The 25,971-nt window shown below is 67.8% G+C and carries 25 protein-coding genes; 9 read left to right on the forward strand and 16 right to left on the reverse strand.

From position 1 onward, the window contains the following. Positions 1-38 precede the first annotated feature (38 nt). The 4 genes from purF to folC all read right to left on the reverse strand — a co-directional run bounded on the left by purF (position 39) and on the right by folC (position 4,398). On the reverse strand, positions 39-1,544 hold the full coding sequence (gene purF / locus HNP48_RS21620; protein WP_184860920.1) for an amidophosphoribosyltransferase: 1,506 nt from the start codon (positions 1,542-1,544) through the stop codon (positions 39-41). Positions 1,545-1,615: 71 nt separating this feature from the next. Beyond that, positions 1,616-2,104 carry a CvpA family protein gene (locus tag HNP48_RS21625; RefSeq protein WP_184861228.1) on the reverse strand — a complete coding sequence of 163 codons (489 nt, stop codon included), beginning with the start codon at positions 2,102-2,104 and terminating at the stop codon, positions 1,616-1,618. A gap of 23 nt (positions 2,105-2,127) precedes the next feature. Beyond that, positions 2,128-3,045: an SPOR domain-containing protein gene (locus HNP48_RS21630; protein WP_184860922.1), complete on the reverse strand. Its 918-nt coding sequence runs from the start codon at positions 3,043-3,045 to the stop codon at positions 2,128-2,130. Positions 3,046-3,069: 24 nt separating this feature from the next. After that, entirely contained in the window at positions 3,070-4,398 is a 1,329-nt protein-coding gene (gene folC, locus HNP48_RS21635) for a bifunctional tetrahydrofolate synthase/dihydrofolate synthase (protein ID WP_184860924.1), read from the reverse strand. Between the two features lie 57 nt (positions 4,399-4,455). Between folC and HNP48_RS21640 the strand changes: the two genes are divergently transcribed. From HNP48_RS21640 to argG, 4 genes are all read left to right on the forward strand, one after another. After that, a complete protein-coding gene (locus HNP48_RS21640; protein ID WP_184860926.1) occupies positions 4,456-4,845 on the forward strand; it encodes an arsenate reductase in 390 nt (129 codons plus the stop codon). A 146-nt stretch (positions 4,846-4,991) separates the two neighbouring features. Then, a complete protein-coding gene (locus HNP48_RS21645) occupies positions 4,992-5,609 on the forward strand; it encodes a glycine zipper 2TM domain-containing protein (RefSeq protein ID WP_184860928.1) in 618 nt (205 codons plus the stop codon). 189 nt (positions 5,610-5,798) lie between these two features. Beyond that, complete coding sequence (locus HNP48_RS21650) at positions 5,799-6,116, forward strand: pyrimidine/purine nucleoside phosphorylase (protein ID WP_184860930.1); 318 nt, start codon at positions 5,799-5,801, stop codon at positions 6,114-6,116. 23 nt (positions 6,117-6,139) lie between these two features. After that, the gene (gene argG, locus HNP48_RS21655) at positions 6,140-7,480 is read left to right on the forward strand and encodes an argininosuccinate synthase (protein WP_184860932.1); all 1,341 of its coding nucleotides are present in this window, start codon (positions 6,140-6,142) and stop codon (positions 7,478-7,480) included. A gap of 55 nt (positions 7,481-7,535) precedes the next feature. Here the strand turns inward: argG and murB are convergent, their stop codons facing one another. Beyond that, complete coding sequence (murB, locus tag HNP48_RS21660; RefSeq protein WP_184860934.1) at positions 7,536-8,609, reverse strand: UDP-N-acetylmuramate dehydrogenase; 1,074 nt, start codon at positions 8,607-8,609, stop codon at positions 7,536-7,538. A gap of 81 nt (positions 8,610-8,690) precedes the next feature. Here murB and HNP48_RS21665 point away from each other — a divergent pair, with 81 nt between their 5' ends. The 3 genes from HNP48_RS21665 to HNP48_RS21675 are packed head-to-tail and all read left to right on the forward strand — an operon-like array spanning position 8,691 to position 10,897. Further along, positions 8,691-9,176, forward strand: coding sequence for a YajQ family cyclic di-GMP-binding protein (locus tag HNP48_RS21665; protein WP_184860936.1), 486 nt, complete (start codon positions 8,691-8,693; stop codon positions 9,174-9,176). 12 nt (positions 9,177-9,188) lie between these two features. Then, entirely contained in the window at positions 9,189-9,842 is a 654-nt protein-coding gene (locus tag HNP48_RS21670) for a TIGR02281 family clan AA aspartic protease (protein ID WP_184861230.1), read from the forward strand. A gap of 26 nt (positions 9,843-9,868) precedes the next feature. Continuing rightward, on the forward strand, positions 9,869-10,897 hold the full coding sequence (locus HNP48_RS21675) for an HD-GYP domain-containing protein (RefSeq protein ID WP_184860938.1): 1,029 nt from the start codon (positions 9,869-9,871) through the stop codon (positions 10,895-10,897). Between the two features lie 25 nt (positions 10,898-10,922). On the opposite strand, the gene plsY is transcribed toward HNP48_RS21675, so the two are convergent. Genes plsY through HNP48_RS21690 form a run of 3 tightly spaced genes read right to left on the reverse strand, consistent with a single transcriptional unit; the run spans position 10,923 to position 13,076 of the window. After that, positions 10,923-11,576 (reverse strand): glycerol-3-phosphate 1-O-acyltransferase PlsY, encoded by a 654-nt coding sequence (gene plsY / locus HNP48_RS21680; protein WP_184860940.1) that lies wholly within the window; start codon positions 11,574-11,576, stop codon positions 10,923-10,925. A 46-nt stretch (positions 11,577-11,622) separates the two neighbouring features. Then, on the reverse strand, positions 11,623-12,114 hold the full coding sequence (locus HNP48_RS21685; RefSeq protein ID WP_184860942.1) for an aminoacyl-tRNA deacylase: 492 nt from the start codon (positions 12,112-12,114) through the stop codon (positions 11,623-11,625). 20 nt (positions 12,115-12,134) lie between these two features. Next, positions 12,135-13,076 carry a LysR family transcriptional regulator gene (locus HNP48_RS21690; protein ID WP_184860944.1) on the reverse strand — a complete coding sequence of 314 codons (942 nt, stop codon included), beginning with the start codon at positions 13,074-13,076 and terminating at the stop codon, positions 12,135-12,137. A 169-nt stretch (positions 13,077-13,245) separates the two neighbouring features. On the opposite strand from HNP48_RS21690, the gene HNP48_RS21695 reads away from it, so the two are divergent. Next, complete coding sequence (locus tag HNP48_RS21695; protein WP_184860947.1) at positions 13,246-14,256, forward strand: tripartite tricarboxylate transporter substrate binding protein; 1,011 nt, start codon at positions 13,246-13,248, stop codon at positions 14,254-14,256. 19 nt (positions 14,257-14,275) lie between these two features. Then, positions 14,276-15,703, forward strand: coding sequence for a M20 family metallopeptidase (locus HNP48_RS21700; RefSeq protein ID WP_184861232.1), 1,428 nt, complete (start codon positions 14,276-14,278; stop codon positions 15,701-15,703). 33 nt (positions 15,704-15,736) lie between these two features. Here HNP48_RS21700 and HNP48_RS21705 read toward each other — a convergent pair whose 3' ends face one another. The 8 genes from HNP48_RS21705 to HNP48_RS21740 form a co-directional block, all read right to left on the reverse strand. Beyond that, positions 15,737-16,798, reverse strand: a complete 1,062-nt coding sequence (locus tag HNP48_RS21705) for an aldo/keto reductase (protein WP_184860949.1) — start codon at positions 16,796-16,798, stop codon at positions 15,737-15,739. 89 nt (positions 16,799-16,887) lie between these two features. After that, positions 16,888-17,772, reverse strand: coding sequence for a LysR family transcriptional regulator (locus tag HNP48_RS21710; protein WP_184860952.1), 885 nt, complete (start codon positions 17,770-17,772; stop codon positions 16,888-16,890). 232 nt (positions 17,773-18,004) lie between these two features. Continuing rightward, positions 18,005-19,090 (reverse strand): ABC transporter ATP-binding protein, encoded by a 1,086-nt coding sequence (locus HNP48_RS21715; protein ID WP_184861234.1) that lies wholly within the window; start codon positions 19,088-19,090, stop codon positions 18,005-18,007. Positions 19,091-19,103: 13 nt separating this feature from the next. Then, positions 19,104-20,852: an iron ABC transporter permease gene (locus HNP48_RS21720; protein ID WP_260420325.1), complete on the reverse strand. Its 1,749-nt coding sequence runs from the start codon at positions 20,850-20,852 to the stop codon at positions 19,104-19,106. A gap of 54 nt (positions 20,853-20,906) precedes the next feature. Further along, complete coding sequence (locus HNP48_RS21725; protein WP_184860954.1) at positions 20,907-22,232, reverse strand: ABC transporter substrate-binding protein; 1,326 nt, start codon at positions 22,230-22,232, stop codon at positions 20,907-20,909. 127 nt (positions 22,233-22,359) lie between these two features. Continuing rightward, the gene (locus tag HNP48_RS21730; RefSeq protein WP_184860955.1) at positions 22,360-23,583 is read right to left on the reverse strand and encodes a dienelactone hydrolase family protein; all 1,224 of its coding nucleotides are present in this window, start codon (positions 23,581-23,583) and stop codon (positions 22,360-22,362) included. Between the two features lie 43 nt (positions 23,584-23,626). Next, positions 23,627-25,147: an NAD(P)/FAD-dependent oxidoreductase gene (locus HNP48_RS21735; RefSeq protein WP_184860957.1), complete on the reverse strand. Its 1,521-nt coding sequence runs from the start codon at positions 25,145-25,147 to the stop codon at positions 23,627-23,629. A gap of 13 nt (positions 25,148-25,160) precedes the next feature. Next, positions 25,161-25,961 carry an SDR family oxidoreductase gene (locus HNP48_RS21740; RefSeq protein ID WP_184860959.1) on the reverse strand — a complete coding sequence of 267 codons (801 nt, stop codon included), beginning with the start codon at positions 25,959-25,961 and terminating at the stop codon, positions 25,161-25,163. Between the last annotated feature and the right edge of the window lie 10 nt (positions 25,962-25,971).

Raw genomic sequence — 25,971 nt, forward strand, 5'->3', positions numbered from 1 at the left:
GCGAAGGATGCCAGCCCCCGAAAGGGCTTGCTTGTTACTTATGCGTCCTGGGCGTTGGGCAGGGCCAGGCGGGAGGTGTCTTCCTCGTTCTCTTCCACACCCACGCGGCCTTCGTTCAGGCGCGCGATCTCGTCGGCCGTGATGTCGCCCGTGACGTAGGTGCCGTCGAAGCACGATGCGTCGAAGCCCACGATAGCCTTGTTGAGCGAGCCCACGGCCTTCTTCATGCCATCCACGTCCTGGTAGATCAGCGCGTCGCAGCCGATGACCTGGCGAATCTCTTCCACCGTGCGGCCATGGGCCACCAGCTCGCTGCTGGTGGGCATGTCGATGCCATACACGTTGGGGTAGCGCACCGGTGGCGCGGCGCTGGCCAGGTAGACGTTGCGGGCACCGGCATCGCGCGCCATCTGCACGATCTCGCGCGAGGTGGTGCCGCGCACGATGGAGTCGTCCACCAGCAGCACGTTGCGGCCCTTGAACTCGCTGGCGATCACATTGAGCTTCTGGCGCACGGACTTCTTGCGCACGCCCTGCCCTGGCATGATGAAGGTGCGGCCCACGTAGCGGTTCTTCACGAAACCTTCGCGGTAGGGCACGCCCAGCAGGTGCGCCAGCTGCGTGGCGCTGGGGCGGCTCGACTCGGGGATGGGGATGATGACGTCGATCTCGTTGGGCGGCACGGTGGAGACCACGCGCTTGGCCAGGGCCTCGCCCAGGTTCAGGCGCGCCTGGTAGACCGAGATGCCGTCGAGCACCGAGTCGGGGCGCGCCAGGTACACGAACTCGAAGATGCAGGGGTTGAGCTGCGGGTTATCGGCACACTGGGCCGAGTGCACGGTGCCGTCGAGCGTGATGAACACGGCTTCGCCGGGCTCGATGTTGCGCTCGAACACATGCGAGGTGCCCTCCAGCGCCACCGATTCGCTGCCCACCATGACGGTGCCATCGGCGCCGCGGCCAATGGCCAGGGGGCGGATGCCATGCGGGTCGCGGAAGGCCAGCAGGCCGTGCCCGGCGATCAGCGCGATCACGGCGTACGAGCCCTTGATGCGCTTGTGCACGGCGCGCACGGCCTTGAACACGTCTTCGGGGCTCAGCGGCACGCCGGCCGTGGCGCGCTCCAGTTCGTGCGCGAACACGTTGAGCAGCACTTCCGAGTCGCTCTCGGTGTTGGTGTGGCGGTGGTCGGTCTGGAACAGCTCGGTGCGCAGGGTCTGCGCGTTGGTCAGGTTGCCGTTGTGCACCAGCACGATGCCGAAGGGCGCGTTCACGTAGAAGGGCTGGGCCTCTTCCTCGCTGTAGGCATTGCCGGCCGTGGGGTAGCGCACCTGGCCCAGGCCCACATTGCCCGGCAGGGCCCGCATGTTGCGCGTGCGGAACACGTCGCGCACCATGCCCTTGGCCTTGTGCATGAAGAACTTGCGGCCCTGCTGGGTCACGATGCCGGCGGCATCCTGGCCCCGGTGCTGCAACAGCAGCAAGGCGTCATAGATCAACTGATTGACGGGCGTTGTACTGACGACGCCAACGATTCCACACATAGTTCGTTTCCATCCGTTTGCGGGAACATCCCCGCTACACACCAACAACAGCGGCTTCTGGCCACTGCGTATCACGAAGGCAAGTGCCTTGTAAATTCTTCCGGAAGCACCGGTTTCAACCCCTCCAGCACCTGGGCCAATACCGGTGCTCCCCGCGACTCCTGCCACCAGGCGGCTTCGTGCAGCGGCGTGAGCCGGGCCACCACGGCCACGGCCAGCAGCAGCACCAGCCCCCGCAGCACACCGAAGGCTGCCCCGAGCGTGCGGTCCACCGGACGCAGGCCGATGGACTCCACCAGCTTCTTGGCCAGCCAGGCCAGAAAGCCCCACGCAAAGACCGCGCCGATGAACACCAGCGCGAACCCTGCGGCATAGCGCAGGCTGCTTTCCGGCTCGCCCATCGGCAGCAGCGCGGCCACATCGTTGGCCAGGTACTGCGCCACAAAGAAGGCCACCACCCATCCCACCAGGGACATCACCTCGTACACCAGGCCGCGCCAGGCCCCCAGCAGCATGGAGGCCAGCAGCACGGCCACGAAAATCCAGTCCAGCGCTGCCATCACCGGCGCAACCTGCTCCGGCATCAGAGCGTCAGCACCGAGGCCGAGAGTTCCAGCGCGCGGATCTTGCCAGCCGCCTTGTCCGCATCGGCCCGGTTGTTGAAGGGGCCCACGCGCACCCGGGTGCGCTTGCCATCCTTGGTATCCACCACCTGCACAAACGTCTTGAGGCCGGAGCGCTCCACCTTGGTGCGCGCCTCGCGGGCCTTCTCGGCATCGGCAAAGGCGCCCACCTGCACGATGAAGCGGCTTTCTTCGGCACCGGCCGAGGCAGCGGCGGCCACGGCCGGTGCCGCCGTGCGGCCCTCGAGCAGGGCGCGGGCACGGGCGGCCTCATCGCTGTTGCGCGCAGGCGGGGCCGCAGGCGCTAGGGCTGGTGCTGGGGCCGGCGTTGCCGCGGCGACCCGGGGCTCCGGCCTGGGTTCGGGTTTGTGCTCCGGCTTGGGCGCGGGCTCGGGCTTGGGTGCGGCCGCCACCACGGGCGGCTTGGGTGCTGGCGCGGGTTTGGGGCTGGAGATGATCTCCTCGCCCTCGCTCAGGCCATTGCCGGCATGGCCCTGCCCCGCTGCCGTGCGGCCCACGGGCTGCGGTGCCGGCGCAGCCTGGCGCGCCACGGCCGCAGACGCCGGCGCGGCCACAGGGGCCTGGGCAGCGGCCGGTGCGGGCGCTGGCACGACCACGGGCGCGGTCTTGTTGCGGTCCGGGATCTCGATGGGAATGTCCACCGCGATGGGGCGCGGCTGGGTGTCAAACAGCAGCGGAAAGCCCACCACGCCCAGGGCCACCAGCACGGCGGCACCGATCAGGCGGTGGCGCGCACGCCGGCGCATCGCTTCGATGCTTTCGGCCGGGGGCGCCGCGCGCGAGCGCTTGGCAGCCGGCTTGTCGGCCGGTGCGGCGGATTCACTCTGACCGGGCCACCGAAACTTGAAAAATGCCATGGGGTTGCGACTCGTGCGGGGTGCTCACGCACCCAGATGTTTGGCGTGCAGGCGGGGGGTGCCGTTGATCAATACCCCGCCCACCGTGTAGAACGAGCCAAAGACCACGATTCTATCAGCCGGGTCTGCCGCTGCCACAGCAGCCTGCAGCGCCTGCTGGGGGTCTTGGTGCACGCTGGTGGTCACCTCGCGGCGCCCGCCAGCCACCATCTGCAGGGCGTTCCACTTCTGCTGCAGTGAGGCCCCGGTCTCCGCCCGCGCCGTGGGCAGGTTGGTGAAATACCAGCGGTCCACCAGCGGGCCCACCTTGGCGAGCATGGTCGCCAGGTCCTTGTCGGCCATGGCGCCGAACACCGCGTGCGTGGTGGGGAAAAAGCCCATGGCATCGAGGTTGGCCGTGAGGGCCGCCACCGAATGCGGGTTGTGCGCCACGTCCAGCACCAGCGTGGGCTCGCCCGGCACGATCTGGAAGCGCCCTGGCAGCTCCACCATGGCCATGCCGGTGCGCACGGCCTGGGCGGTCACGGGAATGCGATCGCGCAGCGCCTCGAAGGCGGCCAACACGCCGGCGGCGTTCACCAGTTGGTTGGCGCCGCGCAGCGAGGGGTAGGCCAGGCCGGCATAGCGGCGGCCGCGCCCGGCCCAGCTCCACTGCTGCTTGTCGCCCGAGACGTTGAAATCCCGGCCTGAGCGCCACAGGTCCGCCCCGATGGCGGCTGCATGGTCGACCACGCTCTGGGGTGCCATCGGGTCGCTGACCACCGCAGGGCGGCCGGCGCGCATGATGCCGGCCTTCTCGCGGCCGATGCTTTCGCGGTCCTTGCCCAGGAACTCGGTGTGGTCGATGTCGATGCTGGTGATGATGGCGCAATCGGCATCGATGATGTTGGTGGCATCGAGCCGCCCGCCCAGGCCCACTTCCAGGATCGCCAGGTCCAGGCGCGACTGGCTCATGAGGCGCAGGATGGCCAGGGTGCTGAATTCGAAATAGGTCAGCGAGATCGCCTCGCCACCCTGCACGCGGGCGGCCTCCACGGCCGCGAAGTGCGGCACCAGGTCGGCGGCGGCCACGATCTCGCCATGCACGCGGCAGCGTTCCTCAAAATGCACCAGGTGCGGCGAGGTGTACACCCCCGTGCGGTAGCCGGCCTGCAGGCCCACGGCCTCCAGCATGGCGCAGGTGGAGCCCTTGCCATTGGTGCCCGCCACGGTGATCACCGGGCAGTCGAAGCGCAGCGCCATGCGCCGGGCCACTTCGCTGACCCGATCCAGGCCCATGTCGATGTTGTGCGGATGCAGGCGCTCGCAATGCTGCAGCCAGCCGTCCAGGGTGTCGATATTATTCGTGTCCATACAGGCCGCGATTGTCGCCGAGCCTGCGCTCGCGTACCTCCTGAATCCGTATTACCCATGACAAGCCCCAGCACCATCACCCTCTACGGCATTCCCAACTGCGACACCGTGAAGAAGGCCCGCACCTGGTTCACCGACCAGGGCCTGGACTACGTGTTCCACGATTTCAAGAAACAGGGCGTCCCGGCGGACCGCCTGCCCGCCTGGCTGGCCGCCGTGGGCCGGGACAGGCTGGTCAACCGCCAGGGCACGACCTGGCGCAAGCTCGATGCGGACACCCAGGCCGCCGTGCAGGACGATGCCAGCGCCAGCGCCCTGCTGCAGGCCCAGCCCAGCGTGGTCAAGCGCCCCGTGGTGGAGTGGAATGCGGGCGGCAGCACCCGGATTTCGGTCGGTTTTGCGCCTGAAACCTGGAACGAATGGCGAAACAGCGGCTCCAAGCCCTGAGATCGCCGGGATCCCGCCGCTGGAAACCGGAGATATTGCACAAATCTTTACGCAGTTTTACGGCCAGCCCACCCGGTTTTGACCCGCCAGGCCTAAACTTTTCAACAGTCTGGTGCGTTATGTACCGACCTGAAAGGAGTTTCTCCATGAAAAAGATCGCCATTTTTTCCGCCATGGTCGCCGTTGCCACCCTGGCCACCGCCCAGGAACAGGGCCGCGTGCTCTCGTCCACCCCCATCGTCCAGCAGGTGGCCGTGCCCCAGCAGGTGTGCAACAACGAAACCGTGTACAGCGGCAACCGCACCTCGGGCGGCGGCGCCGTGCTGGGCGCCATCGCTGGCGGTGCCGTGGGCAACCAGATCGGCAAGGGCAGCGGCCGGGCCGCCGCCACGGCATTGGGCGTGATCGGTGGCGCCGTGCTGGGCAACAACATCGAAGGCGGCCAGCCGCAGTACGAAAACGTGCAGCGCTGCCACAACCAGACCTACTACGAGAACCGCACCGTGGGCTACAACGTGGTCTACGAGTACGCGGGTCGCCAATACACCACGCGCACGCAGTACGACCCGGGCCGCTGGATCCCCGTGAGCGTGCAGCCGGGCCAGACCTATTCCACGGAACCCGCCTACCAGCAGGGCTATGCCCAGCCCGGCGTGGTCACCTCGACCTACCCGGCACCCACGTATGTGACGCCCCCGGTCACGGTGATCGAATACGGCTACGACCGCTCGTACCACCACCCGCGCAATCCCTACTGGCGCTGAGCGGGGCGGGCAGCCCAGGCAGCCGGCGGCATGAGCACGCCGCAGGCCCAGTGACCATTGCCATCATGGGTCGCCCTCCCCCTGCGTCCAGTCTTCAAAGAGCCCTTCGGGGCTCTTTTTTTTTCCCGGCGCGGCAGCGCCGGTACGCTGGCCTAAAATCAGGGGTTTCCCTCTAACCAACGCGCATCCATGACCACCGAAAAAATCGACGGCGTGTCCGTCACCACCCAGGCCAATGTGTACTTTGACGGCAAGTGCGTGAGCCACAACATCACCTTCCCCGATGGCACGAAGAAGTCGGTGGGCGTGGTGCTGCCCGCCTCGCTGACCTTCAACACCGGCGCGCCCGAGATCATGGAATGCGTGGGCGGCGAGTGCGAGTACAAGCTCGACGGCACCGACACCTGGGTCAAGTCCGGCGCGGGCGAGAAGTTCAGCGTGCCCGGCAACTCCAAGTTCGAGATCCGCGTGGCCAGCGCCTACCACTACATCTGCCACTTCGGCTGAGCCCTGAGAAAGTCCTGACCGCCATGGCCACCATCCTCCAGAACCTGCCCGTCAACCAGAAGGTCGGCATCGCCTTCTCCGGCGGCCTCGACACCAGCGCCGCACTGCGCTGGATGAAGAACAAGGGCGCCGTGCCCTACGCCTACACGGCCAACCTGGGCCAGCCCGACGAGCCCGACTACGACGCCATCCCCAAGAAGGCCATGGAGTACGGCGCCGAGAAGGCCCGCCTGGTGGACTGCCGCACGCAACTGGCGCACGAAGGCATTGCCGCGCTGCAGGCCGGCGCCTTCCACATCAGCACCGCCGGCATCACCTACTTCAACACCACGCCGCTGGGCCGCGCCGTCACGGGCACCATGCTCGTGGCCGCCATGAAGGAAGACGACGTCCACATCTGGGGCGACGGCTCGACCTTCAAGGGCAATGACATCGAGCGCTTCTACCGCTACGGCCTGCTCACCAACCCTTCGCTCAAGATCTACAAGCCCTGGCTGGACCAGCTGTTCATCGACGAGCTGGGCGGCCGCGCCGAGATGTCGGCCTTCATGACCCGGGAAGGCTTCGGCTACAAGATGAGCGCCGAGAAGGCCTATAGCACCGACAGCAACATGCTGGGTGCCACGCACGAAGCCAAGGACCTGGAGTTCCTGAACAGCGGCATCCGCATCGTCAACCCCATCATGGGCGTGGCGTTCTGGAAGGACGACGTGCAGGTCAAGGCCGAGGAAGTCTCGGTGCGCTTCGAGGAAGGCCAGCCCGTGGCCATCAACGGCGTGGAGTTCAGCGACCCCGTGGCTCTGATCATGGAAGCCAACCGCATCGGTGGCCGCCATGGCCTGGGCATGAGCGACCAGATCGAGAACCGCATCATCGAGGCCAAGAGCCGCGGCATCTACGAGGCCCCCGGCCTGGCGCTGCTGCACATCGCCTATGAACGCCTGGTGACCGGCATCCACAACGAGGACACGATCGAGCAGTACCGCATGAACGGCCTGAAGCTCGGCCGCCTGCTGTACCAAGGCCGCTGGTTCGACCCCCAGGCCATCATGCTGCGCGAAACCGCCCAGCGCTGGGTGGCCCGCGCCATCACCGGCACGGTGACCGTCGAGCTGCGGCGCGGCAACGATTATTCGCTGCTCAATACCGAGTCGCCCAACCTGACCTACGCGCCCGAACGCCTGAGCATGGAAAAGGTGGAAGACGCGCCGTTCTCGCCCGCCGACCGCATCGGCCAGCTGACCATGCGCAACCTGGACATCGTGGACACGCGCGCCAAACTGGGCGTGTACTCGCGCGCCGGCCTGCTGTCGCTGGGTGGCAATGCCGCCCTCGCGCAGCTCAACGACGAACGCGGCGAGTAACAAGTCACCGCACGATCAAAAAAGCCACCCTCGGGTGGCTTTTTCATGGCAACAGCTACACGACCACAGGCTCGGGCTCCAGCCGGATGCCGAAGCGCTCGTACACACTGGTCTGGATGGCCTTGGCCAGGGTCATGACCTCGCCGCCGGTCACGCTCTGCTCACCACGGCCGCGGTTGACCAGCACCAGGGCCTGCTTTTCATAGACGCCCGCCTTGCCGATGGACTTGCCCTTCCAGCCGCAGGCGTCGATGAGCCAGCCGGCGGCCAGCTTGATGCTGCCGTCGGGCATGGGGTAGTGCACGATCTTGGGGTCGCGCGCGATGATGTCGGCGCACTGCTCGGGCGAGACCGTGGGGTTCTTGAAGAAGCTGCCCGCATTGCCCACCACGGCCGGGTCGGGCAGCTTGTTCCTGCGGATGTCACAGACCCAGTCGAAGATCTGCCGGGGGCTGGGCTCTGCCACGCCGGCCTCGGCGCGGCGCCGCTCCAGGTCCAGGTAGCCCAGCACCGGCTTCCACGGGCGTGGCAGGCGAAAGCGCACATGCGTGATCACCGCGCGCCCGGCCAGGCCCATGCCGCGCGGCAGGCCGCCAGCCACCACCGGCTGCGAAGGCGCATGCTTGAACACCGAGTCGCGGTAGCCGAAGGCGCACTGCGCGGCGTCCAGAGTGAAACGCTCGCCCGTAGCCAGGTCGATGGCATCCAGCGAGTCGAAGCGGTCCTGCAGCTCCACGCCATAGGCGCCGATGTTCTGCACCGGCGATGCGCCCACGGTGCCAGGAATCATGGCCAGGTTTTCCAGGCCCGGGTAGCCCTGCTCCAACGTCCAGGCCACGCAGTCGTGCCAGACCTCGCCGGCGCCGGCCTCGACGATGAAGGCCCGGGGGCTTTCCTCGACCAGGCGCAGGCCCTTGATCTCCATCTTGAGTACCACGGGGCGCACATCGCCGGTCAGGATGATGTTGCTGCCGCCACCCAGCACGAAGACCGGGCCGCCAGACAGTTCTTTATCGGCCAGGAAGGCCGCAATATCATCGGCAGCGTGCACGCGCACCAGGGTCTGGGCGCGCGCGGCGATGCCGAAGGTATTGCAGGGCTGCAAAGGGACGTTTTTCTCGACTACCATTGGCCCGATTGTCGCACCCGTGCATGCGCGCGCTGGGGCGAAACCCGTATTCCCGAGATAGATAGACAGAGAGCCACCACCATGCCATCTTTTGATACCGTCTGCGAAGCCAACCTGGTCGAAGTGAAGAACGGCGTAGAAAACACCGCCAAGGAGATCGGCACCCGCTTCGATTTCAAGGGCACCTCCGCCAGCATCGAGATCAAGGACAAGGAGATCACGCTGATCGGCGACGCCGACTTCCAGCTCACCCAGATCGAGGACGTGCTGCGCAACAAGCTCACCAAGCGCAATGTGGACGTGCGCTTCCTGGACATGGGCGACGTGCAGAAAATGGGTGGTGACAAGGTCAAGCAGGTCATCAAGGTGAAGAACGGCATCGAGAGCGATCTGGCCAAGAAGATCCAGAAGCTGCTCAAGGAGAGCAAGCTCAAGGTGCAGGCCGCCATCCAGGAGGACAAGGTGCGTGTGACCGGCGCCAAGCGCGACGACCTGCAGGCCGCCATGGCGCTGATCCGCAAGGATGTGACCGACGTGCCGCTGTCCTTCGACAACTTCCGCGACTGAAACGCCTTGGCCATGCGTCCGCTGCGTTCCATCTCCTGCTTCGCCCTCGCCGCCAGCCTGGCCTGGCCGCTGGCGGCGCAGCCCTCCGGCAAATCCATCGCCCTGGCCGGCATGCTGGGGAGCAAGGCCCTGCTCGTGGTCGATGGGGGGGAGCCACGCGCCGTGGGCCCCGGGGAGACGCACCAGGGCGTGAAGGTGCTGTCCGTGACGCGCGATGAGGCCACCGTGGACATCCAGGGAACCCGGCGCCTGCTGCGGCTCGGAGAATCGCCGGTCGCGCTCGGATCGAGCGGCAGCGGCAAGCGCATCGTCCTCATGGCCGACACCCAGGGACATTTCATCAACACCGGCACCATCAACGGCAAGCCCATGAAGTACATGGTCGACACCGGCGCCTCGGTGGTCGCCATCGGCAAGCCCGATGCAGACCGCATGGGCATCAAGGTCGACGACAGCCAGAAGGTGATCATGAGCACGGCCAACGGCTCGGCCGTCGGCTGGCGTGTGCGCCTGAACTCCGTGCGCCTGGGCGATGTGGAAGTGCTGGGCGTGATGGCGGTCATCATGCCCGAAGGCATGCCCTTCGTGCTGCTGGGCAACAGCTTTCTGACCCAGTTCCAGATGACGCGCACCAACGACCAGATGGTTCTGGAAAAGCGCCACTGAACACCAGGCACGACGCACGCACCACCATGAACGCCATCGCCCTGCCCAGCAACAGCCCGCCCGAAGGCGAGTACGAAGACCTGCTCGGCCTGTGGTCAGACCTGGAGTCGGGCCTGTCGGTACTGTTGTCCAAGCCGCTGCAGGTGCAGGACTTTCCGGGCAAGGTGCGCAGCTTCGACCTGTGGTTGCAGGAACTCGTGGCGCATGACATCGATGCAGCGCTGTACCTCATGTTCCAGCTCGCTGCCACCTCGTCGGTGGGCTACAGCGCGGCGCACGCGCTGGTCTGCGGCACCCTGTGCCACATCATGGCGCAGGACCTGCGCCTGGAGCCTGGCGAGCGCGACAGCCTGGTGCGCGCCGCGCTCACCATGAACATCGGCATGACCGCGTTGCAGGACGAACTGGCCGAACAGCGCGAACGCCCCAGCAGCGCCCAGCAGGAGGCCATCCGCAGCCACCCCGAGGAAAGCCAGGCGCTGCTGGAGCGCCTGTTCGTGAACGACCAGCTGTGGCTGGACGTCGTGGGCCAGCACCATACCAACATGGCCGACCAGGTTCCCCTGGCCCAGCAAGACCCCCCGGACCGCCTGACGCGCATCCTGGGCACCATCGACCGCTACGCGGCCATGATCAGCCCGCGCAAGTCGCGTGCCGGGCGCAGCGCCACCGACTCGGTGCGCGCCATCGTGGGCCAGGAGGTGGACCAGCGCGACGAGGTGAGCTACACGCTCGTGCGCTCCATCGGCCTGTGCCCGCCCGGCACCTTCGTGCGCCTGGACAACGGCGAGGTGGCCATCGTGCTGCGCCGCAGCGAAAAGGCCAACTACCCCCTGGTGGCCAGCCTGCTGGACCCCGTGGGCCAGCAGCAGACCCTGCCCAACCTGTACCAGACGGCCAGCGGCAAGCCGCGCATCCAGTCGGCCATGGCCCGCTCGGCCGTCAAGGTGGAGCTCAACCACCGCACCATGGTGCGCCTGGGCCTGTATGCCGCACAGCGCATCTCGGGCATGCGTTCACTCATCACCGCGCCCGCAGCGCTTGGGGCGCGCTGATACCAGCGGTCAATGGGCCGAGGGCTCAGCCCTTGGCTCCCTTGGCCTTGCCCACCTTGCTGCCCCCCAGGCGCGACTCCTTGCCTTCGAGCAGGCGCTTGATGTTTTCCTTGTGGCGCCAGGCCAGCAGCAGGCCCATCACCACGATGGCGGCAGCAATGCGGTTGTCGGCATTCCATACCGCACCATCGGCCAGCAGGTAGTACATGGGCGCGAACAAGGCCGCCGCGAGCGAGGCCAGCGACGAGTAGCGAAAGAAAAAGGCGATGATCACCCAGGTGAGCGCCGCCGCCAGGCCCAGCCAGACGCTCACCCCCAGCAGCACACCGAGCGCCGTGGCCACGCCCTTGCCGCCTTCGAAGCGGAAGAACACCGGCCACAGATGCCCGAGGAACGCGGCCAGCCCCACCAGGGCCATGGTGCCCTCTTCCATCCCGTAGGGCTTGCCGAACCAGGCCACCAGTGCCACGGGCAGCCAGCCCTTCACCGCGTCCAGCAGCAGGGTGACGATGGCTGCCACCTTGCTGCCCGAGCGCAGCACATTGGTGGCGCCGGGGTTCTTGCTGCCATAGGTGCGCGGGTCGCGCATGCCCATGGCGCGCGTCACGATCACGGCAAACGACAGCGAACCGAGCAGATACGCAGCCACGGTGGCAATCAGGGGGTACACGGCGTTCAAGACAATTCCTTTGGATGGGGCGGGTACTCGCAGGTACCCAGGCCCGCTATTCTGCCAGCGCGCAGTGCACCGTCTGGGCGCCGAGCAGCTGCACGCAGACCTGGGGGTCGATCTGCACCAGGAAGCCGCGCCGCCCGCCATTGATGGCGATGCGCGGCAATTCCAGAATGCTGCCCTCGATGTAGACCGGCATCTCGCGCCGCGTGCCAAAGGGCGAGGTACCGCCCACCAGGTAGCCGCTGTGGCGGTTGGCGACCTCGGGCGCGCAGGGCTCGACCGACTTGGCACCGATCTGGCGCGCCAGGTTCTTGGTCGAAACCTTGCGGTTGCCGTGCATCAGCACGATCAGGGGCTTGGCATTCTGGTCCTGCATCACCAGGGTCTTGACCACGGTGAAGGGGTCGAGCCCCAGCACCTCGGCGCTGTGCAGGGCGCCGCCGTGCTCCAGGTATTCATACGGGTGCTCGGTGAAGGCCACCTTGCGGGCCTTGAGCAACTGGGTGGCGGGGGTTTCGGAGACGTGTTCTTTCTTGGCCATGGCGCACCGATGGTACCCATTCAGGAGGTGGCCCGCTTGCGCCGCCCCACCTTGCGCTTGCCGTACTGCTCGATGGCGGCCACCAACACGCGGGCGAACTCCTGCACCAGCGCCGGCTGCACGCGCCCATCGAGCGCCAGCACCTGCAGCCGGCGCTGCTGCAGCTGCACGTCCTCGAATGGGCGGGCTGCCAGCACGCCCTCTTCCACCCAGCGCGCCGCCGTGAGGTAGCTGGCCAGGGCCACGTCGCTCGGGCCCAGCAGCGGCAGCAGCGCCGATGAAAAATTGCTCACCACCGCCGGCGTGTAGCGCAGGCCCTGCAGCGTGCACGACAGGTCGAACAGCTGGCGCCCGGTGATGCCGGCCGTGCCCAGCAGCAGGGGGTAGCGCACCACATCGGCCACGCTCACGCTGCGCTGCAGTGCCAGCGGATGGCCCGCCACGGTGATCGCGAACACGGGGGCGATGGCCGAGTGCAGCACCGCCAGGCCCTTCTCGGGCGCCACGCTGTACTTGAGGGCCAGGTCCGCATCGCCACGCTGGACCTGTGCGGACACCTCCTCGGGCACACCCACATGCAATTGCAGCTCCACCTCGGGGTGCATCTCGCGGAACTGGGCCATCACCAGGGGCATGAAACCGGCCGCAAACCCTTCCGTGCAGGCCAGACGCACGCGCCGCGCCTCCTGCTCGGCCAGGCCCTGCAGTTGCTCCACCAGTTGGGCGGACTCCTGCGCATGCGCGCCCGCATGGGCCAGCAGGCGTTCACCTGCCGTCGTGAGGCGCATGCCGCGGGTCTGGCGCTCGAACAGCACCACGCCCAGCGAATCCTCGAGCTTGGCCAGTTGCCGGCTGACCGCCGACGCCGCCACATGCAGGCGCTGTGCGGCCTGGTTGACCGAACCGGTGCGCGCCACTTCCAGAAAGTAGCGCAGGGGCAGGCTCAGCAGGGACAGGGGCATATGGGAGGGTTTTCGTATTGCCTTTGAGGCAATACATCGATGCTTATTCTCTATCGAAAGCAATGGTAAACCAGCATCGATCTTGCGTGCATCGAGGCTCCAATCAACCCATCGCCCTGCCGCGGCCGCCCTGGTGCTGCGCAGCCCGGCGCCCTACCCTGGAGCCCCCATGACACAACGCCTTCGAGTCCCCCTGCTGATGGCCGCCCTCGCCGCCGCCTGCGGCCTCGCCCATGCGCAGAGCGCCACCGCCACCACCGCAGCCACCAAGGACGCCTGGCCCGACCCCCACCAGAGCGTGCGCCTGGTCGTACCCTTCCCGCCCGGCGGCGGCACCGACGCGGTGGCCCGCGCCCTGGGCCAGAAACTGGGCACGCGCCTGGGCACACCCGTGGTGGTGGACAACAAGCCTGGCGCCTCCACCATCATCGGCACCGAGGCCGTGGTGCGTGCCAAGGCCGATGGCTACACGCTGCTGGTGTCGGGCTCCACCAGCTATTCGGTGAACCCGGCGCTGCGCGCCAAGCTGCCCTACGACCCGGCCGCCGACCTGGTGCCCGTGGCCACCGTGGCGCGCGCGCCGCTGGTCATGGTGGTCAGCGCCAATGCGCCCTACAAGGACCTCAACGCCCTGGTCGCCGCCGCCAAGGCCGCGCCCAAGACCATCCACTACGCGACCTTCGGCTCGGGTTCGGGCCCGCACCTGGCCGGGGCGCTGCTGGAGCAGGCCGCCGGCATCCAGCTGCAGGACGTGCCCTACCGCGGCAGCAGCCAGTCCTTGATGGCGCTGATCGGTGGCGAGATCCAGCTGGGCATCGACACCGTGGCGGCAGCCGCCCCGCAGATCCGCGCCGGCAAGCTGCGCGCCCTGGCCATCGCAGGCAAGGCGCGCTCGACCATGCTGCCCGGCGTGCCCACGGTCGAAGAACTCAAGCTGCCGGCCGCCGCCTTCGACGCCTGGTATGCGATTGCCGCACCCGCGCGCACGCCGCAGCCCGTGATACGCCGGCTGGTGACCGAGGTCGAGGCCATCACGCGCGACCCCGCCATCCAGGAGCAGATGCGCGCCCAGGGCATGGAGCCCGTGCACCTGGGCCCCGTGGCCACGCGGGCCGTGATCGACGAGGAAATCGTGCGCTACCGCGCCCTGGCCCACCGCGCCAAAATCATTGTGGAGTGACAACGACATGACAACGACGATGAACCGAGAGCAACTGCTGAGCAACGTGCACCAGCACTTCGATGCCGGCCGCTTCGAGGCCGACCTGCGCCGCCGCGTGGCCTGGCGCACCGAGAGCGACACCGGCCAGCCCGGCGCACCGGCCCTGCGCCAGTACCTGGCCGACGAGATCGTGCCCGGCCTCGCCCCCCTGGGCTTTGCCTGCGAGGTGCTGGACAACCCCGACCCGCGCGGTGGCCCGGTGCTGCTGGCGCGCCGCGTGGAGTCGCCCGAGCTGCCCACCGTGCTGACCTACGGCCACGGCGACGTGGTCAACGGCCAGGACGCCAACTGGCGCGAAGGCCTGTCGCCCTGGGAACTCACGATCGAGGGCGAGCGCTGGTACGGCCGCGGCACGGCCGACAACAAGGGCCAGCACACGGTGGTGCTGACCGCCCTGGCCCAGGCCATCGCCGCACGCCAGGGGCGCCTGGGCTACAACGTGACCCTGCTCATGGAAATGGGCGAGGAGGCCGGCTCACCGGGCCTGGCCGCCTTCTGCCAGCAGCAGCGCGAGGCCCTGCGCGCCGACCTCTTCATCGCCAGCGACGGCCCGCGCGTGAATGCGGCGCGGCCCACGCTGTTTTTGGGCTCGCGCGGCGCCATCAATTTTGCGCTCAAGGTGAACAGCCGGCCCCGGGCCTACCACTCAGGCAACTGGGGCGGCGTGCTGTCCAACCCGGCCACGGTGCTGGCCCACGCGGTGGCCAGCATGGTCGATGCGCATGGCCGCATGCTCGTGCCCAGCCTGCTGCCCCCGCCCCTGCCCGAGAAGCTGCGCACGGCCATGAAGGACGTGGTGATCGGCGGCGGCGCCGACGACCCGGCCTTGACGCCGGGCTGGGGCGAGCCCGGCCTGACACCGGGCGAGCAACTGGTCGGCTGGAACACGCTGGAGGTGCTGGCCCTGGGTGCCGGCTCGCCCGCGCGCCCGGTCAATGCCATTCCGTCGGGCGCCGTGGCGCACTGTCAACTGCGCTTTGTCGTCGGCACGGACTGGCGCAACCTGAAGGACATCGTGCGTGCGCACCTCGACGCGCATGGTTTTGCCGAGGTGGAGATCGAGCTGGGCATGCAGTGCGGCGCCACGCGCCTGGACCTGCACAACCCCTGGGTGGACTGGGCGCTGGCCTCCATGCAGCACAGCGCAGGCGCGCCCGCCACCTTGCTGCCCAACCTGGCAGGCTCGCTGCCCAACGACATCTTCGCCGACGACCTGAACCTGCCCACGCTGTGGGTGCCCCATTCGTACCCGGCCTGCGCCCAGCACGCGCCCAACGAGCACCTGCTGGCCAGCGTGGCCCGCGAGGGCCTGGCCGTGATGGCCGGCCTGTTCTGGGACCTGGGTGAGCCCGCGGGTGTGCCGTGGAAGGAAGGCGCGCTGGCCGCCGAGGCTGCCGCAGCCTGAAGACGAGGTGACGGCCGGGCCGTCACCCGGCCGTCACAGCGCCGGGTCGCGCAGTTCGTGGCGGATCGCGTCGATGGCCTTGAGGACTTCGGGCGAGAGCGTCGTGCCCCAGGCGTTCAGGTCGTCCTCGAGCTGCGCCACCGAGGTCACGCCGATGATGGTGCTGGCCACCTGCCACTTGGTGTAGCAGAAGGCCAGCGCCAGCTGCGTAGGGGTCAAGCCGTTGGCGCGCGCCAGCGCGTTGTAGCGGCGCGCGGCCTCCAGCGACTCGGGGCGGCCCCAGCGCTGCTTGCGCACCGATTCGTAGGAGGAGATGCGTGCGCCCTGGGGGGCATCAGGGCCGGTGGTGCCGCTCTCGTCGTACTTGCCGGTCAGCAGGCCGAAGGCCAGGGGCGAATAGGCCAGCAGCGAGACATTCAGGCGGTGGCAGGTTTCGTCCAGCCCGTTCTCCCAGGTGCGGTTGACCAGGCAGTAGGGGTTCTGCACCGTGGCCACGCGCGGCAGGCCATGCTGCTCGGCCAGGCGCACGAATTCGTGCACGCCGTAGGGGGTCTCGTTGGAGAGGCCGATGTAGCGGACCTTGCCGGCCTTGACCAAGCCGGCCAGTGCCTCCAGTTGCTCGCGGATGGGGGTCTGCGAGGTTTCCTTGGCCGGGTCGTAGTACATGGCGCCGAAAGCGGGCACATGGCGCTCGGGCCAGTGGATCTGGTAGAGGTCGATCACATCGGTCTGCAGGCGGCGCAGGCTGCCCTCGCACGAGGCCACGATGTCGGCAGGGGTCATGCCCTTGCCTTCGCGCACCCAGGGCATGCCACGCGAGGGACCGGCCACCTTGGTGGCCACCACCAGCTTTTGGCGGGCGCCAGGGTTCTTGGCGAACCAGTTGCCGATGATGGTCTCGGTGGCGCCGAAGGTCTCGGCCTTGGCCGGCACGGAGTACATCTCGGCCGTGTCGATGAAGTTCACGCCCCGGGCCAGCGAACGGGCCAGGATGTCGTGGGAATCGGATTCGCTCACCTGTTCACCAAAGGTCATGGTGCCCAGGCAAATGGGGGTGACGTGCAGATCGCTCTGACCGAGCTGGATGGTGTTCATGCGGACTCCGTTGGCAAGCCGCGCAGTGTACGGGCTGAAGAGAAACTCTGCAGGCATGAGCTTCTACCGCTACTGAATAAGGACGGGGCCTACCCGGACAGCCCCCACACCGTGCGCAGCAACTGCAGCGTGGCCACGATGGCCGGGTCGTGCTCGGCCGCAGGCGGGTAGATGAAGCCCAGCAGTGCCCCGACCCGGGCATGGGGCCAGATCACCACCTCGCCACGCTCACTGGCGGGCAGGGCCACGTCCTCGCGCAGCAGCGACAGGCCCACCCCGGCGCGCACCAGGCTTTGCGGCAGCGAAACCTCGTCAGACTCGATCACCTGGTGCGGCGTGAGCCCCTGGCGCGCAAACATGTCGCGCATCAGCGTCTGCACATGGTGCAGCGGCGGCGCACCGATCCAGGGCATGGCCGCAATGTCGCGCCAGCCCGCATGCAGCACCTGCTGGCCCATGCTGGCGGGCCCGGCAATGCGGTAGTGGAGGGTCTGCAGCGCCAGCCCGGCCACCTCGCGCGGGATGCTCGGGCCGATGTAGAAGGCGCCCTGCAGCAGGCCGGCAGCCACCTGCTCGCGCAGCTCCTCGGCAGCGCCGTTGCGCGTGCGGATCTCCAGAAGCGGCAGGCTGCGCACCAGCGCACCGAGCAGCGAGCCCAGGCGCAGGGTGTCGGGGTCGGCCACGGTGCCCAGGGTCAGCGTGCCGGTGACCTCGCCCTGCAGGTCGCGCGCCTTGCCCAGCAGGTGGCCGGCCGCCGTGAGCACCGTCTCGGCCTCGGGCAACAGGGTTTCACCAGCCCGGGTCAGGCTGATGCGGCCAGGCCGCCGGTCGAACAGGGCCACGCCCAGCTCTTCTTCCAGCGCCTTGATCTGGGCGGTGATGGCCGGCTGGGTCAGGTGCAGGGCCTCGGCCGTGCGCGTGACATTGCCCAGCTTGGCCGCCGTGACGAAGGCACGCAGTTGGTAGATCTCCATGCCGCTCAGGCCACGGAGAGGGGTTGAACGAAGAAAAGGGGTTCAATCATCACGCTGCATTGTGGCGTGGTCAGAAGGTGCGAATGAATCCGGCGTGTCCGAGCAGGCAGTCAAAACGCGCGCGATCTAGGCGCAAAGCACAGCCATAGCGGGGGCTATGGCGAGCATTTGCAACGAAGAGCGCGCGTGTTTTGGCTGCATGAGCGGGCATGGCGGGTTCGTTCACACCTTCTCATTGATCGAGGAAACGGACCTGCGTAGGCTCGATGCCCAGGCGCACCTCGGCCCCTGGCGCAAACATGGCCAGGCCCGCGTAGTGCGGCTGGTCGGTGACCAGGGCGACCTCGCCCACGCGCACCCGGTAGCGCGAGAACTCGCCCAGGAACTCTGCGCTCTCCACCCGTCCGCTCAGCCACAGGCGCGAGGCATCGACCTGCTCGTCGCGCACACGGATGCTCACCTGGTGCGGGCGGAAGGCCAGCGCTGCCGCCCCCACGGCCGGCGGCTCGGCCGGCCGGGGCAGCGTGAGCTGCCCCAGGCCCTGCACGCTGAAGACCAGCGTCTCGCCGCCCACCGACACCACCTCGCCTTCGAGCAGGTTGGCCGTGCCCACGAAGCCCGCCACGAAGCGGTTCACCGGAAAATCGTAGAGCCCCGTGGCGGCGCCCACCTGCTGCAGGATGCCCTTGTCCAGCACCGCCATGCGGTCGGCCGTGGTCATGGCCTCCTCCTGGTCGTGCGTGACGAAGATGGTGGTCAGGCCGAGCTTGCGCTGCAGGTTCTTGAGCTCCTCGCGCATCTGCACGCGCAGCTGCTTGTCCAGGTTGGACAGGGGCTCGTCCAGCAGCAAGAGCTTGGGCTCGATCACCACGGTGCGCGCCAGCGCCACACGCTGCTGCTGGCCGCCCGAGAGCTGCCCGGGCCGGCGCTGCGCATAGTCGGCCAGGCCCACCAGCTCCAGCACGGCGCCCACCTTGCGGCGGATGGCCTCCTTGGTCTCGCGCCGCTCCACCAGGCCGAAGGCCACGTTGTCCCACACCGTCATGTGCGGCCACAGGGCGTAGTTCTGGAACACCATGCCCACGTTGCGCGCGTGCGGCGGCGTGCCGGTGATGTCCTGCCCGTCCACCAGCAGCTCGCCGCGCTGGTGCTGGTTGAAGCCCGCGATCAGCCGCAACAGGGTGGACTTGCCCGAGCCCGAGGGGCCGAGCAGCGCGAAGAATTCGCCGGGCTCGATGCGCAGGTTCACGTCGCGCAGCACCTCGGTGCTGCCATAGCTCAGGCTGATGTGCCGGGCTTCGAGAGAGACTTTGTTCAGATGCATGGAATGCTCACCCCTGTTTGGCCTGCACCGTGGTGCGCGAACGCTCCACGAAGCGGTGCGAGAAATACGTGCCCAGCCCCACCACCAGCACGGCCAGCACGCCCAGGGCGGCGCCCGGACCGCGGCCCGAGATGCTTTGCATGTACAGGTAGATGCCGTAGCTCATGGGCGCCTGGCTCTGGGCCGACGCCAGCAGGATGGTGGCCGACAGCTCCACCGCCGCCGTGATGAAGCTGGTGACAAAGCCCGCCAGGATGCCGCCCATCATCAGCGGCACCATCACCCGGCGGATGGTGGACAGGCGCGAGGCCCCCAGGCTCTGCGCCGCCTCTTCCAGCGACACATGCACCTGCTGCAGCGCCGCCATGCACGAGCGCAGCGCATACGGCAGGCGCCGCACCGCATAGGCCAGCATGATGAGCACCCAGGTGGTGACCACCGGCGTGTCGGTGAACGGCAGGTTCACGCCCTTGAACATGCGCAGGTAGCCGATGGCCAGCACCAGGCCCGGGATGGCCAGCGCGGCGGAGGCCAGGTAGTCGAGCCAGCGCCGTGCCGGCAGCTGGGTGCGCAGGATCAGGTAGGCGATGGAAGTGCCGATCACCACATCCAGCCCCGCTGCGATGAAGCAGTAGAGCAGCGTGTTGCCAATCATCTGCTTGGAGTCGGTGAACACCGTGGCGTAGTGCTCCAGCGTGTAGGCATCGGGCAGCACCGAGAAGCTCCACACCTTGGAGAACGACATCAGCAGGATGCCGATGTGCGGCGCCAGCGTGACCAGCAGGATGAGCCCGATCCAGCCATAGGCCAGCACCGACTCCCAGGTGGACAGGCGCCGGCGCTGCAGCGCGCTGCCGCCCTTTTGCAGGGTGGCGTAGTCCTTGCCCTTCATCACACGCGCCGCCATCCACAGCGCCAGGATCGAGAACGCGATCATGATCACGCTGATCACATAGCCGAGCGGGTCGTCGATGCCCACCGAGGTGATGCGCAGATAGGCCTGGGGCGCGAGCATGTTGGTCACGCCCATCACCAGCGGCGTGCCCAGGTCGTCGAACACCTTCACGAACACCAGCGCCGCGCCCGCCAGGTAGCCCGGCATGGCCAGCGGGAAGATCACGCGGCGAAACAGCCGCCAACCGCGCGCGCCCAGGTTCAGGGCCGACTCCTCCATGGCCCCGTCGATGTTGCGCATGGCCGCCACCAGGTTCAGCAAAATGAACGGAAAGTAGTGGATGCTCTCGACGAAGGTCACGCCCACCAGCCCGTCCATGATGGGCACGGTGAAGCCCAGGTACTCATTGAGCAGCAGGTTCACCGAGCCGTTGCGCCCGAAGATCAGCTGCAGCGCCACCGCGCCGACAAAGGGCGGCATGATCAGCGGCAGCACGCCCAGGGTCTGGATCAAGAGCGCCCCGCGGAACTCGAAGCGCACCGTGAGGTAGGCCAGCGGCACCGCGATCAGGCTCGCGAAGAACACGCTGGCCAGCGACACCACCAGGCTGTTGAAGAACGACTCCCGGAACACCGACTGTTCGAAGAAGTTGGCGAAGTGCCCAATGGTGAGCGCCCCCGTCTCGTTGATGAAGGCGGTGTAGACCACCAGCCCCACGGGGATCAGCAGGAACAGCGCGAGAAAGGCCAGGATCAGCCCGAAGGCGAGCCAGGGCCCCACGCCCGAGAGGGCATGCAGCAGGCGGCGCGGGCGGGCCGCACCGGGCCCGGCCGCGCCGGGATCGGAAAAGACAGCGGACATGGTGGGAGCTTCCCGGCGCCTGCGACGGGCGCCCTTAGGTCAGAGAGGGGTGCCTTACTTCGCCATGCCCTGGGCTTGCTGCGCCAGGCCGCGCGCGCGCTCATAGTTCTCGCGCGCCTTGGTGGCCCACATCTGCTCCAGGCCCGTGAGCTGCTTGGAGACCTCGACATCGCGCCGGTTCTTGCGGAACAGCGCGAGGAACTCCTCGTTCTTCACATTCGCCTCGCCCACCAGCGAGGTGTAGGCCAGGCTGCGCGCCTGGGCCAGCAGCTCGGCGCCCTTGGGGTTGGGCTTGGCCTTGAGCGCCTTGTCCGCATCGTGGATGGCACGCGTGGCGGCCTGCAGCTCCTTCAGGCGAAAGGTCACCATCTGGTCGAACAGGCTGGTGACCACCTGGTAGCGGTTCTCGGACAGGTCGGCATCGAACTGCACCTTGGCGCGCTTGGCCACGTCCTGCGGCACCGGGTAGCCCGCGGGCGCCTTCAGGCTGCTGTAGGGCAAGATGGGCAGGCGGCTGATCTTGGGATCGAACAGCAGCTGCTGCCCCTCGGTGGACATGCTGAAGGCCATGAACTTCTTGGCCTCGTCGGTGTTCTTGCCGCCCGCGATCAGCGCGATGTTGGCCGGCACCACGGCCGTCATGGCCGGGTAGGCGAAGTCCACCGGAAAGCCCGAGTACTTGCCCGCCAGGCCGAAGAAGTCGATCACGATGCCAATGCCGTACTGGCCGTTGTTCACCCCATCGGGCACGGCGAAGCTGCGGTCGGTCACGGCGGCGGCGTTGCCCATCATGGCCAGCAACTGGGCCCAGCCCTTGTCCCAGCCCTCGCCCTGCAAAATGGTTTCCACCGTGAGCTGGGTGGTGCCCGAGCGCGAGGGCGAGGAGATCGCCACATGGCCGAAGTACTCGGGCCGGGTGAGGTCCGCCCACTCCCTGGGCGCGGGCAGCTTGTTGGCCTGCAGGTAGCGGGTGTTCCACATGATGCCGTAGCCCGCCAGCGCCTGGCCGTAGTACAGGCCCTGCGGATCGTTGAGCGGGTAATTGCCGATCTTGGCCGGCGCAGCGGGGTTCTTGGTGTCGGGCGCGGCCTGCAGCAGCTTGTTGCGCGCCAGCACCTCAAAGGCATCGGGGGCCGAGGCCCACATGATGTCGGGGCGCTGGCCCTCGGGCAACTCACGCACATAGGCGATCGCCGCTGTGGTGTTCTTGTTCAGGATCTCGATCTTGATGCCCGGGTTCTTGGCCTCGAAGGCCTTCTGGTAGGCCGTGGTCAACTCCTTGGGAAAGGACGTGAGCACGGTCACGGTGCCCGCCTGGGCGGCCTGGGCCACCAGCAACCCAGCGGCGGCCAAAGCCCCCGCACGAAGAATGCGCTGCATGCTTGTCTCCTCGGTGTTCTAGTGCGTCCAATGTAGGCCGCCCCGCCCGTCGCCGCCAATCATTGTTTCTGATGCGGCACATCAGTGGCACGGCCTGTCGGGTTATCACCTAGGAGAGCTGGCGGCTTCAGCGCGCCATCAGGCCGTTGGACGGCAGGGTTTCATCGAGCAGCTTGCGCCCCGTCTCCACCCCGGCCACCGGCAGGCCCTTGGGGTCGAGCAAGCCCACCTGCACCAGCACACTGGCCTGGTCCCAGTAAATGTGCTCGTGGTAGAGCTTGTCGCCGCGGAACTTCACCACCGCCAACAGCGGTATCTCCACGCGCCGGCCCGTGGGCGCCACGCCGGGCAGCATCCAGGGGATCTCGGTGGTGTGGGTGAAGCAAAACAGCATCTCGTCGACCACCTGAGTCGCCCCCACCGTGCGCGAGATCGGCGTGAGGCTGGTGTCGGGCGGGTTGCTGTTGACGAAATGGCGCGTGTAGAAGTCGTGCAGGTGCTTGTAGCCCACCCCGCCCGTCATGGTGGGGATGTGGTTCACATAGGGCTCGGCCACCATGGTGGCCATGGTGGCATCCACATCGCGCGTGGCGAACTCGTATTCGCAGTGCTTGTCCCACAGGGCCGAGAGGTCGTAGTGCGGGCCCATCTCGCGCCGCAGGGCGGCCACGCTGCGCTGGTGCGCCATCAGGGCCGAGGGCTTGTGGAAATGGTCGCCGCCCACGCGCGCGAAGGCATGGTCGGTGCCGGGGTAGACGTACAGCTCCACGTTCTCGCGGCCCGACAGGGCCTGCACGATGGCCGCGCGCGCGGGCGGCGGGCAAAAGCCGTCGAGCTCGGCAATGTGCAGCACCAGGCGGCACTGGATGTCACTGGCTTCGGCGAGAGCTGCCTCGATGCCCACGCCGTAGTAGCCCACGGCCACGTCGGCATCGGTGCGGCAGGCCGCCAGGTAGGCCAGCTTGCCACCCAGGCAAAAGCCCAGCACGCCCACCTTGCCGCCGCCCTGCCCCCGCACCTCGGGCCGGGCCCGCAGCGCGGTGATGGCCGTCTGCAGGTCGTCCACGCCCTTGGCCTCGTCGAAGCCCTGGTAGAGCCCGAAGGCGCGCGGCATGTCGCTCGCGGCATCGAGCTCCACCTCAGGCTGCTGGCGCCAGAACAGGTCGGGCACCAGCACCACATAGCCTTCCTCGGCGTAGTAGTCGGCCACATCGCGCATGGTCTGGTTGACGCCGAAGATCTCCTGCGCGAGCACCAGCCCCGGGCCGCTGCCGCTGGCGGGGGTGGCGAGGTAGGCGCGAAAGCGGCCGCTGCCATCGGCGGCATCGAGCGTGGTCCATTGTCCTGGCATGGTGGGGAGTCCTTTGTCGTTGGAAAATTTCGCGAGGCGCGGGTCAGGCAGCCTGGGCGGCCAGGCTGGCATCTGCCGGCGTGTGGGCGTGGCGCGCCAGCAGCTGGCGGGTGACCACGGCGTAGTCGGCAGGGTCCACCGGTCCCAGCCATTGCTTGAAGCGCGTGAGCGCCCCTAGCGGCAGTCCCATGTCCTGCAAAAGCTCGTCGATGTTGTGCACCGAGAACGGGATGATGTTGGTGCCCTTGGAGTGCTTGCCATCGGTGCGCTCCTCCATCCAGGCCAGGCGCCGGTCGATCTGTGCGTTCATCTCGCCCACGGGCGGCAGCTGCAGCCCACCGCGCAGGTGGTTCGCCAGCCACAGCGCGCCGATCTCGCAGTTGAGCTGGCTGAAAAAGGACGAGTTGTAGCCATTGAAGGCCAGGCGCGGCATGCCCACGGGGAGGATGGAGCGGTACAGCCGGAAATTGCCGCGCGCATCGGTCACGCGCTGCAGCACGCTGGCGTCGAAGAACGGCACCTGCTGCTGCCAGCCCGTGCCGCAGACCACCAGGTCGGCCGGCACCGTTTCGCCATTGCTGAGCACGGCCTGGCCGGGTTGCAGCGCACGGATGCTCACGCCCTTGCGTACGCCCAGTTGGCCGGCCGCCACCTTTTCATAGAAGCCGTCGGTCACCAGACTCACGGTGCTGCGGGCAATGGTTTCGAGCGGCGTGCCCGGATGCAGGCCGATCTCGCGCAGCTTCAACTGCCGCGTGACCACCGACTCCACGCTGCCCAGCATGGAGTTGCGCACCGGCAGGCCCGCGCCGTGCAGGAATTTCTCGAAGCCCTTGGGCTCGATGTACTTGAACAGCGCCTCGCCCATGCGCGTGAGCAGCAGGTACTTGAAGTTCAGCACGTTCATGAACTTCTTGGGGATCTTCCAGATCAGTTGGCGCGCCAGCACCGTGGTGCTGGCGCTGTCGGCCGCAATGGCATTGGCCACATCGCACGAGGACTTGCCGTAGCCCACCACCAGCACATGCTTGCCGCGCGCCTCGCCCGCATCGTTGAACTGGCTGGTGTGGCACACGCGCCCGCCCGCTGCCTCGAAGGCATCCGCCCCCGGGTACTGCGGCACGGCCGGCTCGCTGAAGATGCCGTTGCACACCACCAGGTGGTCGAAACGGTGCACCTCGGCGGGCAACCCGGCCACCGCCCGACGGGCCTTCACGGTCCACACCCCGGCCTCTTCGTCCAGCACCGCGCTTTCCACCGTGGTGGACATGCGCAGGTGGGGAATCAGCCCGAAGTGCTCGGCATACGCATGCAGGTAGGCCTGCACCTGCTGGCCCGAAGGCCACTCGGGGTAGTGCGCCGGCATCGGAAAGTCCGACAGCGCATAGGTGGTGCGCGGGTTCTGCGTGGTCAGCCCCGGGTAGCGGCGCGAGGCGGCCCAGACGCCGCCCACGTCGAGCTCCTTCTCGAACACCGTCACCTCAAAGCCGAAGGCGCGCAGCACCTTGGCCGTGGAAAGGCCGGCAAAGCCGGCACCGATGATGCCTACGGAACGGATGGTCATGGCCATGGCTCCTTCACGACATGAGTTGGGGGATGGCGGGCGTATAGGACTCAGGGCCCATGGCCGAGTAGCCGCCGTCGCACGCATAGTCAGCACCGGTCACGAAGCTGGCCAGGTCCGAGCACAGGAAGAGCACCACATTCGCCACCTCGGCCGGGTCGCCCACGCGGCGCAGCAGGTGGAAGGGCGCGGCCACGCGGTCGGTCTTGGCGCGGTCGCCGCCGGTGAGCTGGTCCATGATGGCCGACCAGGTCCAGCCGGGGGAGACACTGTTCACGCGCACCCCCTCGCCTGCCAGGTCCATGGCCATGCTGCGCGTGAGCTGCACCATGGCGGCCTTGCCCACGGGGTAGAGCCAGCGCCCGGTCTGCGCCACGCCCGAGGAGATGCTGGTGAAGTTGACCACCGCCCCGCCGCCTGCGCGCTGGAAGTGGGGGCGCACGGCCTTGAGCACCATCACCGCGCTGACCAGGTTGACGTTGAGCGAGGCCAGCCAGTCTGCGCGCGGCGAGGCGATGCCGTCGTCGAGGTACGAACACGCCAGGTTCACCAGGTAGTGCACGCCCCCATGGCGCTCGGCCGCTTCAGCCACGCAGGCCTCGACATCGGCATCGTCGGTGATGTCGGTGCGCCGGAACCGCGCGCCCTCGCCCAGCGCATCCGCCAGCGCCTGGCCGGCTTCTGCATTGATGTCGGCCACCATCACCTTCACCCCAGCCTGGTGCAGTGCACGCACCACCCCGGCACCGATGAGGGTGGCGCCCCCGGTCACGATCGCGCTCTTGCCGCGCATCCCCTCGAATCCCTGGACCATGCTGCTGACT

This window comes from Acidovorax soli, from assembly GCF_014207955.1.
GTDB lineage: Bacteria > Pseudomonadota > Gammaproteobacteria > Burkholderiales > Burkholderiaceae_C > Acidovorax > Acidovorax soli_A.

Excerpts from the sequence above, each read along its gene's own strand:
- HNP48_RS21705 (WP_184860949.1), bottom strand. The coding sequence starts at position 16,798 with ATGAACACCATCCAGCTCGGTCAGAGCGATCTGCACGTCACCCCCATT.
- purF (WP_184860920.1), bottom strand. The coding sequence starts at position 1,544 with ATGTGTGGAATCGTTGGCGTCGTCAGTACAACGCCCGTCAATCAGTTG.
- HNP48_RS21695 (WP_184860947.1), top strand. The coding sequence starts at position 13,246 with ATGACACAACGCCTTCGAGTCCCCCTGCTGATGGCCGCCCTCGCCGCC.
- HNP48_RS21700 (WP_184861232.1), top strand. The coding sequence starts at position 14,276 with ATGAACCGAGAGCAACTGCTGAGCAACGTGCACCAGCACTTCGATGCC.
- HNP48_RS21625 (WP_184861228.1), bottom strand. The coding sequence starts at position 2,104 with ATGGCAGCGCTGGACTGGATTTTCGTGGCCGTGCTGCTGGCCTCCATG.
- HNP48_RS21640 (WP_184860926.1), top strand. The coding sequence starts at position 4,456 with ATGACAAGCCCCAGCACCATCACCCTCTACGGCATTCCCAACTGCGAC.
- folC (WP_184860924.1), bottom strand. The coding sequence starts at position 4,398 with ATGGACACGAATAATATCGACACCCTGGACGGCTGGCTGCAGCATTGC.
- murB (WP_184860934.1), bottom strand. The coding sequence starts at position 8,609 with ATGGTAGTCGAGAAAAACGTCCCTTTGCAGCCCTGCAATACCTTCGGC.
- HNP48_RS21685 (WP_184860942.1), bottom strand. The coding sequence starts at position 12,114 with ATGGCCAAGAAAGAACACGTCTCCGAAACCCCCGCCACCCAGTTGCTC.
- HNP48_RS21645 (WP_184860928.1), top strand. The coding sequence starts at position 4,992 with ATGAAAAAGATCGCCATTTTTTCCGCCATGGTCGCCGTTGCCACCCTG.
- HNP48_RS21675 (WP_184860938.1), top strand. The coding sequence starts at position 9,869 with ATGAACGCCATCGCCCTGCCCAGCAACAGCCCGCCCGAAGGCGAGTAC.
- HNP48_RS21690 (WP_184860944.1), bottom strand. The coding sequence starts at position 13,076 with ATGCCCCTGTCCCTGCTGAGCCTGCCCCTGCGCTACTTTCTGGAAGTG.
- HNP48_RS21650 (WP_184860930.1), top strand. The coding sequence starts at position 5,799 with ATGACCACCGAAAAAATCGACGGCGTGTCCGTCACCACCCAGGCCAAT.
- HNP48_RS21735 (WP_184860957.1), bottom strand. The coding sequence starts at position 25,147 with ATGACCATCCGTTCCGTAGGCATCATCGGTGCCGGCTTTGCCGGCCTT.
- HNP48_RS21725 (WP_184860954.1), bottom strand. The coding sequence starts at position 22,232 with ATGCAGCGCATTCTTCGTGCGGGGGCTTTGGCCGCCGCTGGGTTGCTG.
- HNP48_RS21710 (WP_184860952.1), bottom strand. The coding sequence starts at position 17,772 with ATGGAGATCTACCAACTGCGTGCCTTCGTCACGGCGGCCAAGCTGGGC.
- HNP48_RS21720 (WP_260420325.1), bottom strand. The coding sequence starts at position 20,852 with ATGTCCGCTGTCTTTTCCGATCCCGGCGCGGCCGGGCCCGGTGCGGCC.
- HNP48_RS21630 (WP_184860922.1), bottom strand. The coding sequence starts at position 3,045 with ATGGCATTTTTCAAGTTTCGGTGGCCCGGTCAGAGTGAATCCGCCGCA.
- HNP48_RS21730 (WP_184860955.1), bottom strand. The coding sequence starts at position 23,583 with ATGCCAGGACAATGGACCACGCTCGATGCCGCCGATGGCAGCGGCCGC.
- argG (WP_184860932.1), top strand. The coding sequence starts at position 6,140 with ATGGCCACCATCCTCCAGAACCTGCCCGTCAACCAGAAGGTCGGCATC.
- HNP48_RS21670 (WP_184861230.1), top strand. The coding sequence starts at position 9,189 with ATGCGTCCGCTGCGTTCCATCTCCTGCTTCGCCCTCGCCGCCAGCCTG.
- HNP48_RS21740 (WP_184860959.1), bottom strand. The coding sequence starts at position 25,961 with ATGGTCCAGGGATTCGAGGGGATGCGCGGCAAGAGCGCGATCGTGACC.
- HNP48_RS21665 (WP_184860936.1), top strand. The coding sequence starts at position 8,691 with ATGCCATCTTTTGATACCGTCTGCGAAGCCAACCTGGTCGAAGTGAAG.